Source organism: Clavibacter sp. B3I6 (genome assembly GCF_030816895.1).
In the GTDB taxonomy this organism is placed as follows: domain Bacteria; phylum Actinomycetota; class Actinomycetes; order Actinomycetales; family Microbacteriaceae; genus Clavibacter.
The window spans coordinates 2,733,140-2,748,036 of record NZ_JAUSYL010000001.1 but is presented as its reverse complement, the minus strand read 5'-3'; the positions used below and the strand labels follow the sequence as shown (position 1 = coordinate 2,748,036).

The 14,897-nt window shown below is 72.2% G+C and carries 14 protein-coding genes and 2 tRNA genes; 6 read left to right on the top strand and 10 right to left on the bottom strand.

What is annotated here, in order from left to right; translation table 11 throughout:
* Positions 1-33 precede the first annotated feature (33 nt).
* Positions 34-1,041, bottom strand: a complete 1,008-nt coding sequence (locus tag QFZ62_RS13350; RefSeq protein ID WP_307506585.1) for a LacI family DNA-binding transcriptional regulator — start codon at positions 1,039-1,041, stop codon at positions 34-36.
* A gap of 118 nt (positions 1,042-1,159) precedes the next feature.
* Here QFZ62_RS13350 and QFZ62_RS13345 point away from each other — a divergent pair, with 118 nt between their 5' ends.
* Positions 1,160-1,597, top strand: coding sequence for a pilus assembly protein CpaE (locus QFZ62_RS13345; RefSeq protein WP_307506583.1), 438 nt, complete (start codon positions 1,160-1,162; stop codon positions 1,595-1,597).
* A gap of 7 nt (positions 1,598-1,604) precedes the next feature.
* On the opposite strand, the gene QFZ62_RS13340 is transcribed toward QFZ62_RS13345, so the two are convergent.
* Both QFZ62_RS13340 and QFZ62_RS13335 read right to left on the bottom strand, forming a co-directional pair.
* A complete protein-coding gene (locus QFZ62_RS13340; protein ID WP_307506580.1) occupies positions 1,605-2,000 on the bottom strand; it encodes a DUF3054 domain-containing protein in 396 nt (131 codons plus the stop codon).
* Between the two features lie 9 nt (positions 2,001-2,009).
* The gene (locus QFZ62_RS13335; RefSeq protein ID WP_307506577.1) at positions 2,010-3,629 is read right to left on the bottom strand and encodes a methyltransferase; all 1,620 of its coding nucleotides are present in this window, start codon (positions 3,627-3,629) and stop codon (positions 2,010-2,012) included.
* 118 nt (positions 3,630-3,747) lie between these two features.
* Here QFZ62_RS13335 and QFZ62_RS13330 point away from each other — a divergent pair, with 118 nt between their 5' ends.
* Entirely contained in the window at positions 3,748-4,344 is a 597-nt protein-coding gene (locus QFZ62_RS13330) for a hypothetical protein (RefSeq protein ID WP_307506574.1), read from the top strand.
* Between the two features lie 351 nt (positions 4,345-4,695).
* Here QFZ62_RS13330 and QFZ62_RS13325 read toward each other — a convergent pair.
* From QFZ62_RS13325 to galU, 4 genes are all read right to left on the bottom strand, one after another.
* Positions 4,696-4,768: transfer RNA gene (locus tag QFZ62_RS13325), tRNA-Ala, on the bottom strand.
* Positions 4,769-4,837: 69 nt separating this feature from the next.
* A complete protein-coding gene (locus tag QFZ62_RS13320) occupies positions 4,838-5,800 on the bottom strand; it encodes a hypothetical protein (RefSeq protein WP_307506571.1) in 963 nt (320 codons plus the stop codon).
* A 120-nt stretch (positions 5,801-5,920) separates the two neighbouring features.
* Positions 5,921-6,589, bottom strand: coding sequence for a GNAT family N-acetyltransferase (locus tag QFZ62_RS13315; RefSeq protein WP_307506568.1), 669 nt, complete (start codon positions 6,587-6,589; stop codon positions 5,921-5,923).
* Positions 6,590-6,682: 93 nt separating this feature from the next.
* On the bottom strand, positions 6,683-7,579 hold the full coding sequence (gene galU, locus QFZ62_RS13310) for a UTP--glucose-1-phosphate uridylyltransferase GalU (RefSeq protein ID WP_307506565.1): 897 nt from the start codon (positions 7,577-7,579) through the stop codon (positions 6,683-6,685).
* A gap of 40 nt (positions 7,580-7,619) precedes the next feature.
* On the opposite strand from galU, the gene QFZ62_RS13305 reads away from it, so the two are divergent.
* The 3 genes from QFZ62_RS13305 to mscL are packed head-to-tail and all read left to right on the top strand — an operon-like array spanning position 7,620 to position 9,141.
* Positions 7,620-8,195: a 5-formyltetrahydrofolate cyclo-ligase gene (locus QFZ62_RS13305; RefSeq protein WP_307506563.1), complete on the top strand. Its 576-nt coding sequence runs from the start codon at positions 7,620-7,622 to the stop codon at positions 8,193-8,195.
* Positions 8,196-8,201: 6 nt separating this feature from the next.
* On the top strand, positions 8,202-8,630 hold the full coding sequence (locus tag QFZ62_RS13300) for an FmdB family zinc ribbon protein (RefSeq protein ID WP_307506562.1): 429 nt from the start codon (positions 8,202-8,204) through the stop codon (positions 8,628-8,630).
* 28 nt (positions 8,631-8,658) lie between these two features.
* Positions 8,659-9,141 carry a large conductance mechanosensitive channel protein MscL gene (gene mscL, locus QFZ62_RS13295; protein ID WP_307506560.1) on the top strand — a complete coding sequence of 161 codons (483 nt, stop codon included), beginning with the start codon at positions 8,659-8,661 and terminating at the stop codon, positions 9,139-9,141.
* Positions 9,142-9,190: 49 nt separating this feature from the next.
* Here mscL and QFZ62_RS13290 read toward each other — a convergent pair whose 3' ends face one another.
* Together QFZ62_RS13290 and QFZ62_RS13285 are read right to left on the bottom strand one after the other, a co-directional pair.
* Positions 9,191-9,463 carry a hypothetical protein gene (locus QFZ62_RS13290; RefSeq protein WP_307506558.1) on the bottom strand — a complete coding sequence of 91 codons (273 nt, stop codon included), beginning with the start codon at positions 9,461-9,463 and terminating at the stop codon, positions 9,191-9,193.
* Complete coding sequence (locus tag QFZ62_RS13285) at positions 9,463-13,269, bottom strand: AAA family ATPase (RefSeq protein WP_373425960.1); 3,807 nt, start codon at positions 13,267-13,269, stop codon at positions 9,463-9,465. The genes QFZ62_RS13290 and QFZ62_RS13285 overlap by 1 nt, the downstream gene beginning before the upstream one ends.
* Before the next feature lie 187 nt (positions 13,270-13,456).
* Between QFZ62_RS13285 and QFZ62_RS13280 the strand changes: the two genes are divergently transcribed.
* Positions 13,457-13,528, top strand: a tRNA-Arg gene (locus tag QFZ62_RS13280).
* An 83-nt stretch (positions 13,529-13,611) separates the two neighbouring features.
* Here QFZ62_RS13280 and QFZ62_RS13275 read toward each other — a convergent pair.
* Positions 13,612-14,724: a type I restriction endonuclease gene (locus tag QFZ62_RS13275; protein WP_307506554.1), complete on the bottom strand. Its 1,113-nt coding sequence runs from the start codon at positions 14,722-14,724 to the stop codon at positions 13,612-13,614.
* Positions 14,725-14,897 lie beyond the last annotated feature (173 nt).

Below are 14,897 nucleotides of genomic sequence, written 5' to 3'. Positions count from 1 at the left end.
GACGATTCCGCGGGACGAGCCGAGGGAGCGCTCTCAGGCCGGGATCGAGGTCCGCGTGCTGCCCCGGACGACGATGCGGTGCGGGATCACGAGCTGCACGGGCGGCCCCTCGCGCTCCTCGATCCGGCGCACGAGCTGCCCCACGGCCGCCTCCGCGTACGCGCGGATGTCGAAGTGGACGGTGGTGAGGGTGGGGATCGAGAAGCGGGACTGGTCGACGTCGTCGAAGCCCGCGACCTGCACGTCCTCGGGCACGCGCACGCCGTGGTCGGCGAGGGCGCGCAGGACGCCGAACGCGAGGCCGTCGGTGAAGCAGAACAGCGCGTCCGGCAGCGGATTGCCGTCGGCGAGCCAGGTCTTGACGGCCTCCGCTCCGGACGCGCTCGTCCAGCCCGTGCGGTCGATCTCGATCGGCGCCTCGCCCGCCTCCTCCATCGCGCGCCGGTAGCCGATCCGCCGGAGGTCGCCCGCGGCGGACTCCTCGCGCGTGGCCGTGCCCACCGCGGCGATGCGCCGGGCGCCGGTCGCCAGGAGGAAGCGCGTCATGTCACGGGCGGCCGCCACGCTGTCGACGCCCACCCGGTCCGCGATCTCCTGCTCGACCTCGCCGATCACGACGACGGGCGGCAGCGACTCGGCGCGCACGATGGCGCTCTTCGACAGCAGCACGGGGTTGAGGATCAGGCCGTCGACGAGGTGCTCGCGCGCCCGCGACATGAGGTCGCGCTCGCGGTCGGGGCGCGAGCCCGTCTCCTCCATCTGGATGCTGTAGCCGGCCTCGTGCGCCACCTCCACCAGGTGGTGGGCGAGCTCCGCGGAGTACGCCGTGCCGAGGTCCGGGAGGGCCACCGCGATCACGCCGGTGCGCCCGTTGCGGAGCCCGCGGGCGCTGAGGTTCGGCACGTAGTCGAGCTCGTCGACCGCGCGCTCGACGCGCTCCCGGGTGGCGGGGCTCACGGCGACGCGGCCGGTGACCACGTTGGACACGGTCTTCGGGGAGACGCCGGCGCGCGCCGCGACGTCCTTGACTGTCGCGCGCATGGTCCTCCCCGGGCCGGCCGGCCGCGGGATGCGCCGCGGGCGGTGTCCCCGAATCTAACGCACCCGGATTCCCTCATCTGCGGAGGCGACGCCCGGGAGCGCCGGGCATACTGCACGGATGATCTCCACCGCGCACGCCACGACCCTCCTGGAGCTCGGCCTCGAGTGGAGCCCCGAGCCCGGCGACCGGTTCCGGATCCGCGGCCAGGGCTTCGAGTCCGACGTGTTCACCATCAGCGAGCTCACCATCGAGGCGCACGAGCACGCCACGGGCACCGTGCTCGGCTTCAACGGCACGACCGAGTGGGCGCTCGACTCCGTCGCGCTCGAGGACAGCCTGTGGCTGCCGCGCGAGGACCAGCTGCGGGCCCTGCTCGGCGGCGCCTTCCGCTCGCTCCGCCGCGAGATCGGCGGCGCGGAGGACGGCGCGCACGTGGTGCTCGTCGTGATGGACGGCGTGGAGGTCGAGCACCGCGACCTCGAGGCCGAGGAGGCCTACGCCAAGGCGCTCATCGCGGTGATGGAGGCGGCGGACTCCGCCTCGCCGGCTGCCTAGAGCGGTCTCAGCGCCGCGCGCGCCGGCGGACGATGAGCGCCGAGATCGCGCGCCAGCCGAGCAGCAGGACGCCCAGGATGATCGCGGTCGTGATGACGAACGGCACCACGACGCCCTCGCCCGTGAGCGCGCGGAGGACGACGCCGACGACCACCGTCACGGCCCAGACCACGAGCCCCGTGGGGACGACGCGGGAGGGGCTCCGCCACGCCCGGGCGACGATCCAGCCCACGAGCCCTCCGGCGAGGAACGGCCAGGCGGTGCCGAGGACGCCCGACGGCGCGAGGTCCTCGCCGTGGCTCGCGCGGCCCACGAGGGCGAAGACGACGACGAGCGCGGCGTCGAGCACGACGGCGCGGACGATCTCGGGACGGGCGGCGGGGCGGGATGAGCGGCGGGTCACCCCGCGATCCTAGGCGTCGCGGGCTGGGCGGTCGGCGACCGTCGCGCCGTCGGCCACGGCCGGCAGCAGGAGGAAGCCGTCGGCGACGAGCGCCCGGATCCGCGGCAGCAGCTCGGCGCGCAGCGCGCCGGCGTCCACCGAGGTGAGCTGCGCGACCGCGTCGACGATGGCGCCGACCGCCAGCTCGCCGTCGCACGCGCCGACCAGCGCCGCGAGCCCCGTGTCGAGCGGAACCTCGCGCCCGAAGCCCGCGCCCTGGCGCAGCGTCATGACCGTGGGGTCCTCGGCGCCCGGCCAGTAGTGCCGCTCCTCGGTGACGTCGCCCGCCACCACGAGCGCGAGTGCCGCGAGCGCGCGGTCGTCGATCCCGGCCAGCGCGTCGTGCGCGGCGAGGGAGGCGCGCAGGTGGTCGCCGAGGCCGGTCGGGTTGTGGCCGAGGCCGCCGGGCAGCCGCTCGAGGCGGCGGAGCGTGGGCGCACCGGCGGCCGGACGGCGGAGCGTGAGGTAGCCGAACCCGACGCCGTCGACCCCGCGGGCCGCGAAGTCGTCGAGCCAGGCGTCGACGAGGGCCTCGGACTCCGGGGTTCCGGCGCGGGTGCCGCCGTCGCGGATCCACGTCTCGGCGTACAGCGCCGCGTCCTGCACCTCGCGCTCGACGATCCAGGCGTCGAGGCCGGATCCGGTGCGCCGCGCGGCCGCGTCGAGCCAGCCCGCCACGCGCTCCAGGCCGGGCTCCCCCGCGCGGTGCTCCCAGTTGCCGAGGAGCTGCGCGACGCCGCCGGGCGCCAGGTGGTCGACGAGGTCCGCGACCACGCCCTCGACGAGCGCGTCGCCCACGAGGCCGGCGTCGCGGTACTCGTACGCGGGCACGCCCTCGGCGCGCGGGGTGATGACGAACGGCGGGTTCGAGACGATGTGGTCGAACCGCTCCCCCGCCACGGGCTCGAAGAGGCTGCCGAGCCGGAGCTCGATCGTGGTCACCCCGTTGAGCGCGGCGTTGAGCGCCGCGAAGGCGAGGGCGCGGACGGAGATGTCGGTCGCGACCACGCGGTCCGCGTGCCGGGACGCGTGCAGCGCCTGGATCCCGCAGCCCGTCCCGAGGTCGAGCGCGGACGCGACGGGGGCGGAGATCATGAGGCCGCTGAGCGTGGCGGACGCGCCGCCGACGCCGAGCACGTGGTCCTCGTCCAGCGCGCCGCCGGTGGCGAGCTCGCCGAGGTCGGAGGCGATCCACCACTCGCCCACGCCGTGCGCGTCGATGAAGCCGTAGGGACGGAGATCGACCGCGGGGCGCACCCGGTCGCCGTCGACCTCGACCAGCCCCAGCCGGACGGCGCCGTCCAGGCCGAGGGCGGGCAGCGCGCGGCGGAGGTCGTCCGCGTCGACCGGATCGCCGAGCACGAACAGCGCCGCGAGCGCGGCGGCCGCGGGCAGGCCGTCGACGGTGCGCGCGGCGGCCACGGCGCGCCGGGCGGGGATCCGGTTCCCGCGGTGCAGGGCCTGCCCGGCCGCGTCGCCCCACACGTCGAGGGCGGAGGCCAGGGAGAAGGGCGCCGCCTCGAGATCGGCCCGGAGCGCCTGCACCTCCGGGGTCGCGATGGTCACGGACGGGATCGCGGGGCGGGGCACCGCTCGATCTTAACCGGGGTGCGCGAGGCACCGCGCGCATATGTCGATGGCGCAAGTGTGAAGCAGCCGTAGCAGAAACGGCCTGGCTGACAAGATCGATATGCCCTATCTTCAGGACATGCCCGACACACGCTCAGACAATGACAGATTTCTTCCCGTGCAGGCAATAGAAGGCGCGCGGCCTTCGTGGCTCAGCCGTTATCGCATGAATCGTGAAGACCGCATGAGGCCGAAAGACCCTACCAACGCACTGCAGCCTGGCAGCTCCCCACTCGCTCTTGCCACCATGATCCGCGGTCGTTTCTACACCGACCGCCACTGGGCCCGGATCCGCAGGAGCCATTGGAGTGCTGGATCAACGCTGCTCCGCGTGTCAGTTTTCACGATGTCGGTCCTGGCTATCGTGTTCCTCGGGATAGCGGATCTCGATGGTTTTGCAATAGCTGGCTTCATTTGCACCGCCACAGGGACAGCCGTATCCGCGCTGGAAGGGTTCTTCAACTGGCGCGCGAGGTGGATTGCCGCAGATGCCGCTCTAGCTTCATGGCACCGTGCTGAGGAAGAGTTGGAGCTCTACGTGGCATCCCGACGCGAGGAGGATCTAGATCCAAGTGAGCTTCTCGCTTTTGACCTTCGGCGAAAGGAAGCTTGGTCCGAGATGAGCCAGACCTGGCTCAATGAGCGTCGACGCCAGAATGCGTCTCGCGAGGCGTGATCCGTCCGGACGTTAGGAAACGCTAGGCGCCCGGACGTTGGGGCTGTGCTCAGATTCGCAGTAGAGCTTGCCATCGCGAGCCCGCGACACCCTCACCGCGCACAGTTATGCCACGCGCGATGACCGGTCCCCTACTAAACGTTCATGCGCAGCAGGCTGAGTCGCAAGTGCATGTCTAGCTAATATGGATCGCCATTGCAAAGCTGGATGTTCCAATGTCACAATGCACCGGCAGATACGGCAGCCCTGCGCGGAAGAGGGGCCAGCCCTCGTGCAATTTTCGATCTCGTACGTGCTGAGCGGCAACGCGGGTGCGGGGAAAGCAAAAACCCCGCCGGAGCGGGGTTCTTGTGGACCTAAGGAGATTCGAACTCCTGACCTCCTCGATGCGAACGAGGCGCGCTACCAACTGCGCCATAGGCCCTGACAACTCCACGAGACTACCACGTCGCGGGGAGCCCTCCGGACCGCGTGGGCCGGAAGGGAACCTGGGTCAGCCGACGGCTCGCCGGCGACGCAGCACCTCGTCGAGGTCGCCCATGCCGGGCTCGGCGTCGTCGACGATGCCCATGCGGGAGAAGCGGCTCGCGGGCGCGGTGCGGGCGGCGGGGGCGGCCGACGCGACGGCCGCGGGCGCGGCCTCCTCGTCGGCGGCCAGGCGCGCGACCTCGGGCTCGAGGTGGGCGCGGCGCAGGGTCTCCTCGGACGCGGCGGCGGCCCGGCGCATCTCCTCGACGGGCGACATCGGCGTGCGGGGCGCGCTGCCGGCGCCGGGACGGGGGCCGGGCGCCTGCGAGCGCGACAGGTAGAGCGGCTTGGGCACGGGCACGGGCGTCCAGGACTCGCCCTCCTCGCGATCCGCGACCGTCTCGGCGACGGGTGCGGCCGTCTCGTGGAAGTCGGTGAAGCCGGTGCGGGGGCGCGGGCGGGCCTCGGGCGCCTGGAGGCGGCGCGCCGCGGCGATCTGGGACATGCGCTGCAGGGCCGCGAGCGAGCCCATGGTGGCGAGGGAGGAGATCACGAGCAGCGTCCAGGCACCGGCGGTCGTGACCTGCGCGAGGCCGACGATCACGCCGACGAGGGCGAGCGCGAGGACCACGGTGGCGGTGAGCCGGCTGCGGCGGAGGCGCGTGGCGGCGGAGGGCGACGTTGCGGACACGGGGGCCACTTTCGGTAGGGCGCGCTGGGCGGCGGCGTCTCGCGCACGCGCGGCGGCTTCGGCTTCTTCGGCGGCCCGACGGAGGGCGCGCTGCTGCTCGACGACGCTGCGGGCGCTGGTCTCCGCCCGCACGGCGTCGGGGACCTCGGCCGTCTCGGCCAGGATCCGCAGGGTCTGCTGGAGGCGCACGGCGTTGCGCTCGGTCGCCATGTACTGGCGCCGGTGCAGCCACGTGGGCAGGAGGTAGGCGAGCCAGAGCACCGCGGAGAGCGCGATGATGATGCCGCCGGATTGCATGATCCCGAGGCTAGGAGGTCCGGCGGTCGCGACGCGGGAAGCGCGCCGCGTGTCCACGGCCGGACCGGCGCATCCGCAGGTCGGCGCGCCGACAGGTCCGGGACGCGGCCCGGTGCGGGGTCAGATGCGGCGCTGCACGGCGAGGGGCGCGGCGGCCGCCTCGACGTCGGCGTCGGGGACGCGCGACCACTCCGGATCCACCCCGCCCTCCTTCCAGCGCGCGAGCACGCTGGTGGAGAGCTCCTCGACGACGAGGCCGAAGCAGAAGTGGTCGCGCCAGTCGCCGTTGATGTGGATGTAGCGGCGGCGCAGCCCCTCGTACCGGAAGCCGAGCTTCTGCACGACGCGGAGGCTGGGCGCGTTCTCCGGGCGGATGCAGATCTCCATCCGGTGGAGCCCGAGGGTCGTGAAGCAGTGGTCGGTCGCGAGCGCGACCGCCGTGGGCGTCACGTTGCGGCCGGCGTACTCCTGGCCGACCCAATAGCCGATGGTGGCGCTCGAGAGCGAGCCGTAGGAGATGGACGACACGTTGAGCTGCCCGGCGAACTCGTCGTCGTACTCGATCACGAGCGGCACGCCGAGACCGGCGCGCGCGTTGGCCTGGAGCGACCGGATGCTCGCGCGGGTGTCGAAGGCCATCGGCGCGTAGGGGCTCGTGGCCTCCCACTTCCGCAACCAGGAGCGGTTGTCGAGGAGGGAGCGCTCGAGGGCCCGCGAGTCGCGGAGCCGGATGGGCCGGACGGAGATGCGCCCGTCCCGCATGGTGGGAACGGTCTGCGGCACGTCCATGAGCCTAGGCCCGCCCGGACGCGACGGCGCGACCCCGCGACGTTCCCGCGCGCAGCGGCCCGTCGGGCGCCGTCCGCGCGCCGCGGAGCGGGATCAGCGCTCGAGCGTCTTGACGAACTCGGGCAGCCACTCGCGCAGGCCCTCGCCGAGGTCCTCGTGGTCGACGCCGAGCTGCACGATGGCCTTGAGGTAGTCGAGCCGGTCGCCCGTGTCGTAGCGGCGGCCGCGGAAGACGACGCCGTACACGCCGCCGGTCCACTCGGGTGCGGCGGCCATCTTCTCGAGCGCGTCGGTGAGCTGGATCTCGCCGCCCTTGCCGGGCTCCGTCTTGTGCAGCACGTCGAAGACCTCGGGGCGCAGCACGTAGCGGCCGATGATGGCGAGGTTGGAGGGCGCCGTGCCGGCGGCCGGCTTCTCGACCATGCCGGTGATGCGCACGACGTCGTCGTCGTCCGTCTCCTCGACCGTGGCCACGCCGTAGAGGTGCGTCTGCGAGGGGTCGACCTCGAGGAGCGCGACGACCGAGCAGTTGCGCTGCTGCTGGACCTCGATCATGCGGGAGAGGAGCACGTCGCGCTTGTCGATGATGTCGTCGCCGAGGAGCACGGCGAACGGCTCGCGGCCCACGTGCATCTCGGCGCGGAGCACCGCGTGGCCGAGGCCCTTGGGGTCGCCCTGGCGGACGTAGTGCATGTCGGCGAGGTCGGTGGACTCGTTGACCTTGCGGAGCTTCGCCGCGTCGCCCTTGAGCTGCAGGGTGGCCTCGAGCTCGGCGTTGCGGTCGAAGTGGTTCTCGAGGGCCGTCTTGTTGCGGCCCGTGATCATGAGGACGTCGTGGAGGCCCGCCCCGACGGCCTCCTCCACCACGTACTGGATGGCCGGGCGGTCGACGACCGGCAGCATCTCCTTCGGCATCGCCTTCGTCGCGGGCAGGAATCGTGTTCCGAGTCCCGCTGCGGGGATGACGGCCTTCGTGATGTGGGTGACCATGCGATCGAGCGTAGCGGGCCGACATACCTAGACTCGACCCATGCCGAGCGAAGTCGGGAACGAGAAGAGGGCGCTGCGCGCCCAGCTGCGGGAGCGTCGTCGCCAGATGACCTCGACGGAGCGCGACGAGGCGGCCCACGGCCTCACGAGCCGCCTGACGGAGCTCGTCGCCAACCACGACGCCCGCCGCGTCGCCTGCTACCTCTCCACGGTGGACGAGCCGACCACGCGCCCGTTCCTGCAGTGGCTGCACGCGGACGGACGCCAGGTGCTGCTGCCGGTGTCGCGGAACGACGGCCTGCTCGACTGGGTCGTGAGCGACGGCACCGAGACCGAGGGCCTGTTCGGCCTGCCGGAGCCGGTGGGCGAGCTGCTCGGGCCCATCGCGATCAACGACGTCGACCTCATCGTCGTCCCCGCGGCGGCGGTCGACCAGGGCGGCATGCGCATGGGCTGGGGGCGCGGCTACTTCGACAAGACCCTCGGCTCGATGGAGGCCTGCCCCCCGGTCTACGCTGTGGTGTTCGACGCCGAGTTCGTCGACGAGCTCCCGCGGGAGAAGCACGACATGCCGGTCGACGGCATCGTGACCCCGACCCTCATCCACTCCTTCTAGGGACCCATGCCCACGTACTCCTACCGCTGCACGGTGTGCGGCAACGCCTTCGACATCGTCCAGGCGTTCACCGACGACTCCCTCACCGAGTGCCCCGTCTGCGGCGGCAAGCTCCGCAAGCTCTTCGCCGCCGTCGGCGTGAGCTTCACCGGAAGCGGCTTCTACCGCAACGACTCGCGCACCGAGGACGCGGCCAAGCGGTCGCGCTCGTCGTCCGGCTCGTCCTCGGCGAAGGGGTCCGGCTCGTCGGAGTCCTCGTCGTCGGGGTCCTCCGACTCCTCGTCGTCCTCGGGGTCGTCCGACTCCTCCGGGTCCTCGGGGTCGTCCGGCTCCTCGGGCTCCGGCACCGTCGGACAGGGCTCCGGTACCGTGACCCCGAGCACCCCCTCCGGCCCGGCGTCCTCCGGCTCGGGATCGTCCTCGCCGTCCACCTGATCGGGCGGCCCGTCCGACAGGAGCACCCGTGAAGGGCTTCAAGGAGTTCATCCTCCGCGGCAACGTCATCGACCTCGCGGTCGCGGTCGTCATCGGCGCGGCGTTCACCGCGATCGTGACGGCCATCGTCACGTCCGTGTTCAACCCGCTCATCGGGGCGCTGTTCGACGCGTCGACGCTCGCGGAGGCCCTGCCCGTCACGATCCCCACCGCCTCGGGCGGCGAGGCGAAGATCTTCTTCGGGGCCGTGATCGCCGCGATCATCAACTTCCTGATCGTCGCCGCCGTCGTCTACTTCGCCCTCGTGCTCCCGGTGAACCACCTCAAGAAGGTCGCGTTCGCGAAGCAGAAGGCCGAGGAGGAGGCGACGCCGAAGGACGTGCCGCCGACGGAGACCGAGCTGCTCATCGAGATCCGCGACCTGCTCGCCGGGCGGCCGTCGCCCGAGGGAGCGCACGGCATCCCGTCGTCGTCCGGCCAGCACGTGGCCGAGCCCGGGAGGCCCGCCTAGCGCGCGAGGCGCCTCACCCGCACGACCCGACCGCCTCCTGTGTCCGCCCTCAGCCCCAGTGGGGCGGGCGGTCGAGCCGGAGGCGGTCGTCGTTCGCGTCGGAGGCGGCGGGGGCGTCGCCCCAGCCCTGCGGGGCGTCCTCGGCGGCGCGGACCGCGGCCTCGTGCGCGTCGGCCTGGGGTGTCGGGTCGGATCCGGGGACGGGCGCGGTGGAGGCGCGCCGCGACCGGCGTGCGGGGCGGCGCTCCCCCGCGGCGGACGCGGCGGGACCGGCCTCACCGGCGGACGCGTCGACCCCGTCCGCCGCGTCGCGCTCCGGCATCACTCCGCCCGGTGCGCGCCGGCCTGGACCTGCACGGGCGCGGTGATCGGGTGCGCGTCCGAGATCGCGCCGAGGGCGGTCGCGATGCGGCGGGCGACGGCGTCCGGATCCGCGAACAGCTCGAAGGAGTGCACGCGGAGGTAGTGCCAGCCGAGGCGCTTCAGCATCTCCGGGCGGAGGCGCAGCGACTCGCGGAGGCTCGTCTGGTTGACCACCGGATCCGTCTCGATCGCGATGGCCCGGCCGCCGTAGGAGGCGACGAGCCCCAGCTTGTCGCGGTGCCCGAGGGCGGGCGCGAGGCCGAGGCCCTCGAGGCGGCGGGCGAGGTCCACCAGCATGGCGTCGCCGTCGTCCGGGATCGGGTCCTCCTTGAAGCGGGCCTCCGCCTCGGAGAGGATCTGGGCGAGCGCGACGATGCCGTGCTTCATCCGGTCCTGGTCGATGTCGGAGGGCTGGAAGCAGGAGACGACCACCATCGAGCGGCGGGCGCGCGTCATCGCGACGGCGAGCAGGCGCTCCCCGCCGGGCGCCGCGAGAGCGCCGAAGTTCGACAGCACGCGGCCGTGCGGGGTGCGGCCGTAGCCGACCGAGAAGATCACCCGGTCGCGGCTCTGCGCGACGCACTGCTCGAGGGTCGCGACCATGAACGGCTCCGCGCGGTCGCCGATGAAGAACTCGGTCACGTCGCTGCGCTTCGCCGCCGCATGGAGCACGGCCTGCTGCACGCGCACGGCGTGCCGGGCGCTCGCGGTGATGACCATGAGCGACTCGCGCGGGCGGTGGCTCGCGTGATCGAGGACCAGCTCCACGACGCGGATCACCTCGGCGTCGACGCTCTCGACGGCGCCGGTGTCCTCGTCGGGCATGCCGTGGCCGTCGGCGACGAAGTCGAGCGAGAGGCTGCCGTGGCCGAGGAAGGTGCCCGCCCACGGGAGGGACTGGATCCGCCCGCCGTAGAAGCGGCGGTTGACGAGCTCGGCCAGGTCCTCGCCGCCCGCGCGGTAGCTGCGCGTGAGCGAGAGGGCGGGCAGGAGCTCGCTCAGGCGCGCGAGGGCCGAGTCCGCGTGGCGCTCCTCCAGCGTGGAGTCGTCGTCCGCGAGCTGCGGCGTAGAGCGCTCCGGCTGCGGGACGACCGCGATGGTGAAGGGCGACGGCGTCTGCGTGACCGGGTCGCCGAACACGACGGTCTGCTTCCCGCGGCGGATGCCGCCGAGGGCCTCCGCGAGCGTCATGGCGCCGGCATCCACGAGGAACACGGCGTCGAACGGCATCTCGTCCGTGATGGTCGGCACCTCGTACGGCGACGCGAGCCAGACCGGCGCGATGGTGCGGGAGAGGTGGGGCGCGGAGTGGTGGAGGGCCGCGGCGTCGACCGGGGCGGATCCGCCGAGGAGCTCGCGCAGGTGGTGCGCCTCCTCGGGCCAGTCGACCACGCCGATCTTCCACGTCTCCGCGAGCTGCCAGGCGAGGAGCCCCGCGCTGGCGGTCGCGTGCGCCTCGTCCACGAGCCGGAAGTCCGACTCGAGGCGGTCGAGGACGCTGGTGTTCGCGTTGAGGAGCGCCTTGTCGCCCGCGAGCATCTGCTCGAGCACGGACTGCCACCACGCGAGCTCGAGCTCGGCGGCGACGGCCTCCTGCGGCACGTGCCGGTCGGAGAGGTCGTGCAGCAGCGGGTCGAGGTCGAGGCGGCGGAGGTCCGCGAGGAGCGACGTGCGCTCCTGCAGGTTCTGCAGCACCTCGCTGTCCTCGGCGAGCTGGGCGACCTTCTCGCGCAGCTCGTCGACGGGCAGCTCGGCGAGCGGCGTCGGGCGGGTGACCATGCTCAGCGGCTCGTCGAGCACCTTCAGGTCGGCCGCGACCTCCTGGTAGCGCGCGTGGACGTCGGAGATGCCGCGCGGGACCTCCGGGGTCGAGCCGACCGCGACGTAGCGCTGCCACAGGATCCGCTGCTTCTGGATCGCCTTCAGGCTCTCGTGCATGTCGGAGATGTGGACGCCCGGGCGCACGTACTCGCGCGCGAGCTTGCGGAGGCGACGGCGGGTGATGCTCGTCATCTCCGGGGCGTCACGGCGGGACCCGGTGGCCGCGATGATCTCGCTGAGCGACCGGTCGAACACGACGGGCTGGAACTTGTCGAGGGTCTCGCGCACGTCGAGGAGGAGGCGGAGGTACACGCCCAGCTCGTCGACGGATCGGTACGCGCGCATCCGCGTCTGGCCGATGAGCTCGTCGGCGCGCTCGAGGAGGCGCGGCAGGCCGTCCGCGGACAGGGACTTCGCGAGGTCGTGCGCGTGGCTCGCCGCGGCGCTCGTGGAGAAGGTGGCGCCGTACCAGGGCGAGTCGCCCGGCCCGTAGCGGAACTCGCCGAGGCTCGCGGCCTTCACGAGGGAGGCGGCGGCGCTCGCGCGGTCGTGCGCGATGGCCGTCACGGCGCCGCGGGTGAGGCGGGCGGTCGTGGCCGGCGGGCTGGGGAGCAGGGCGAGGCGGGAGAGCTCGCCGAGCGCATCCAGCACGGAGACGCCGAGGTCCTTGTCGGGACGGCCGAGCGCGAAGCGGTAGTCGAGCAGCACGTGGCGGAGGCGGACGAGCGCGTCGTCGACCTCGGCGGTCTGCGCGGGCGCGGCCTTCTCGTTGCGGACGATGGACTGCACCACGTCGCGCTTGAGCGACTTCGGCGCGACCGCGAGCCCCGGCAGGCCCACGTCGGCGAGGCGCTGTCCGATCCCCTTGAGCGACGACGCCCGGGGGCTCACCACGAGGACGCGCTTGTTCTGCGCGACCAGGCAGCCGATGGAGTTGACGATGGTCTGCGTGCCGCCGGTGCCCGGCAGCGTCGTCACCACGAGCGAGTTGCCCGCGTTGATCTGCGCGATCACGTACTCCTGCTCGGGATCCGCATCGAGCAGCAGGGTGTCGGTGACGGGCGGGCGCTGGTCCTGCGGGATCGGGTCGACGGGCGCGTACGCCTCGCCGACGCCCCACTTGGCCGTGGGGTTGCCGGCGATCGCGTCGATGACGAGGTGCTCGAGGTCCGCCGCGTCCTCGGCGAGCGCCTGGCCGACCTCGGCGAAGGAGGAGACGACGAGCCGCGGCTGCACGGTGAAGGCGGGCAGGTGCGAGGTGAGGCCGCGGAGGCGGTCGATGACCGGCTGCGGCTTGAAGGCGCCGTTCTGCACGGCGAGGGCGACGAACGAGTCGGCGTCCAGCGTGATCTGGAACTGCTCCTCGAGGGCCCGCGCGAGCGCCGGGTTGAGGAACGGCTGGCCCTTGAGGCGCACCTCGTAGTCGCTGCCGTGGCGGCGGATGGCGAGCGGGCGCAGGAGCACCGGCCCGCGGAACTGCTCGTCCGCGAAGCGCCACTCGGCGAGGCCGATGGCCAGGTGGATCGACTCGATCCCCCGGGCGGAGACCAGCTCGATCCCCTTCTGCGTGATGCGGTTCGCCGCCTTGCGGGCGCTGCGGAGCGCGAGCTCGTCGCGGATCAGGGACGACAGCAGCGTCGTCTTGCCCGTGATGAACTGCGCGAGGCCGCCGGGGTGCGTCGTGCTCAGCTCGATGCGCGAGCCCGGGGCGTCGACGAAGTGGAGGAGGGGGGAGGAGCCGCCGATGCCGGCCAGCTGCTCGCGCCACTCGCGCCAGCGGGGCTCGGCCACGTTGCCGCTCCCCAGGTGCACGTCGCCGACCCGGAGGTCGTGGGGGCTGGTGCTGTTGTGGGAAGCATTCACGTGGGGGTCCTCAAGAGGCTCGGAGGCGAACCCGGAGAGCAGGTCGTCGTCGTCGTCGGATCGTTCATTGGCACGCCACACCCGGCAACAGTACGACGCGTCGGGCGGGGAAACCGGCAGGCAGGGCGGCGCGGGCGCGGATCCGCGGGGCACGCCGACCACTGGTTCCCTCGCGCCGGGCCGCGACGACACCGCCCTCCCCGCGATCGCCGTGCGCACCCGGCGGGCCCGGCCGTCCGGGCGCGGCTCCGCTACCATGGGCCGGTCAGCCTCTGTAGCTCAATGGAAGAGCAGTTCCGTCCTAAGGAAAGGGTTGGGGGTTCGAGTCCCTCCAGGGGCACCCTCGTCCGCCGACGTCCATCTGCCGTCGCTCAGGCCGCCCGCCGTGCCGCTCCTCCTCGAGCGAGACAGCGCGCGCCGCGGCTAGGCGCCGACCGCTTCTCCTGCGTGGCTCCGGATGGACTCCCGGATCGCATCGGCGTGCGCGTAGATCTCGTCGAGCGACGCGATGGGGTGCCGCGTCTCCGCCTTGTGCGCGTCGAAGAGCCCGAGGTACTTCTGCTTCTTGCCGTTGAAGTGCAGGCGCGCGATGGGCTTGCGGTTGTTGTCGTCCAGGAGGATGGCGAGATAGGACTTCGCGTCGCGGTGCACCACGCGCTGCGGCTTCACCTCGCTGCAGGCGATGGCCTTCACGATCTGGTACCCCTCGAGCTCCTCGAGCGTCGTCTCGATCTCCGTGTCGCGATCGAGGTCCGCCTCGACGACCGCCTCGCTCGTGATCGCGTCGGCCGACGGGGCGCTCGGCGCGGACGGGAACGCAGGAGCGCCGAGCGCCGTCTTCAGGCGGTCGTTCACCTGCTCGTTCAGGTACTGCTTGGACGCCTTCCCCACGAGCGTCGTGAACTGCTCGCGCACCTTCTCCGTGAACGAGCCCTCGTAGACGCGACGGGTGAGGAGCTTCACCCATTCCGGGGTCGGTTCGCGGAACTCGGCCGCGATCGCCCGCTTCAACGCGCCGACGTACTTGAGCTCGCCCGCGGCGCTGATGATCGAATCGAGGTCGAACACATCCTTCGTGAGCTTCATGAGCTCCGGCAGCAGCGTCTCGTCGATGTCCGCGAGGTCGAGCACGAGGAACGGCTTCTCGTCCATGCGGTTCGGCGCGTCGAGGTCCGTGTAGAAGTGGTACACCTCGCCGTTCGTGAGCACGGCGATGCGGGCATTGGTGACGGCGAAGTAGCGGAACAGCTGTGACGCGTGCTCGATCTTCAGCGGCTCCGTCGACTTCTTGCACTCGATGAGGATCTGCACCTCGCCGTCGCGCATGATCGCGTAGTCGATCTTCTCGCCCTTCTTGAGGCCGAGGTCGGCGGTGAACTCCGGCACCACCTCGAGGGGGTTGAAGACGTCGTATCCGAGGATCGTGGAGATGAACGGCATGATGAACGCGTTCTTCGTCGCCTCCTCCGTCTGGATGGCGTCGCGCTGATTGCGGACCTTCAGGGCCAGGGCGGCCAGGCGTTCGGCGAATTCCACGGGGACTCCCTCGTCTCGGTGGGTCAGACGATACGGGCGTCGATGCACGCTCATGGAGATGGGCGTGACCCCATTTCGGGACGAGCGCCGAATCGCATGCGGGCGCTCCGCGATGTCACCCTCGCCCTCGTGATGGCGCACCGTGCGCTCCGACATCCGATCCCGCCGTCACG

Bases quoted from the DNA above. Each gene is read 5' to 3' on its own strand.
- QFZ62_RS13350 (WP_307506585.1), bottom strand. From the start codon at position 1,041: ATGCGCGCGACAGTCAAGGACGTCGCGGCGCGCGCCGGCGTCTCCCCG.
- QFZ62_RS13345 (WP_307506583.1), top strand. From the start codon at position 1,160: ATGATCTCCACCGCGCACGCCACGACCCTCCTGGAGCTCGGCCTCGAG.
- QFZ62_RS13330 (WP_307506574.1), top strand. From the start codon at position 3,748: ATGCCCGACACACGCTCAGACAATGACAGATTTCTTCCCGTGCAGGCA.
- QFZ62_RS13320 (WP_307506571.1), bottom strand. From the start codon at position 5,800: ATGCAATCCGGCGGCATCATCATCGCGCTCTCCGCGGTGCTCTGGCTC.
- QFZ62_RS13315 (WP_307506568.1), bottom strand. From the start codon at position 6,589: ATGGACGTGCCGCAGACCGTTCCCACCATGCGGGACGGGCGCATCTCC.
- galU (WP_307506565.1), bottom strand. From the start codon at position 7,579: ATGGTCACCCACATCACGAAGGCCGTCATCCCCGCAGCGGGACTCGGA.
- QFZ62_RS13305 (WP_307506563.1), top strand. From the start codon at position 7,620: ATGCCGAGCGAAGTCGGGAACGAGAAGAGGGCGCTGCGCGCCCAGCTG.
- QFZ62_RS13300 (WP_307506562.1), top strand. From the start codon at position 8,202: ATGCCCACGTACTCCTACCGCTGCACGGTGTGCGGCAACGCCTTCGAC.
- QFZ62_RS13290 (WP_307506558.1), bottom strand. From the start codon at position 9,463: ATGCCGGAGCGCGACGCGGCGGACGGGGTCGACGCGTCCGCCGGTGAG.